The 427-nt window shown below is 51.5% G+C and carries 1 protein-coding gene; it reads left to right on the top strand.

From position 1 onward, the window contains the following. The coding region (locus ETB99_RS14710) for a flagellar brake protein (protein WP_171700943.1) at positions 1-427 on the top strand (427 nt) is incomplete at both ends.

Below are 427 nucleotides of genomic sequence, written 5' to 3'. Positions count from 1 at the left end.
GATGAACAGAGCGGAAAAACGGTGTATTTGTTAAACGGCATGCAATTTAAGGCGAGTTTTATCGGCCGAGATGGGGCTTTGTACATGTTTGATACGGAAGTGAAAGGGGAAATGCGCGACCCGTCACCGATGGTTATTTTGACTTATCCGGGTGACAAATATGTCACGCGCATTCAGCGTCGCCGGTATGTGCGGGTGAAGGCAAAGGTCGATGCTGCCGTCCATCCGCTTAATGGTGAATTCGCCCCGTTTGTAACGATGACGATCGATATTAGCGCCGGCGGAGCCGCGCTCCTCATTCCGCCAACGCATGCTCCTCTTCTTCAACCAGGCAAGGCGGTTGAGCTTTGGCTTGTGCTGCCGATGCGCTCGGGTGAATACTATTATGTGAAAACGAAAGCTAAGCTCGTCCGCATAGTTACTGATG

Origin of the sequence: Anoxybacillus sp. CHMUD, from assembly GCF_013096965.1 — a bacterium.
GTDB classification, from domain to species: Bacteria; Bacillota; Bacilli; order Bacillales; family Anoxybacillaceae; genus Anoxybacillus; species Anoxybacillus kestanbolensis_A.
Note: the sequence above shows the minus strand (reverse complement) of the source record. Positions and strands in the feature narration are given on the sequence as shown.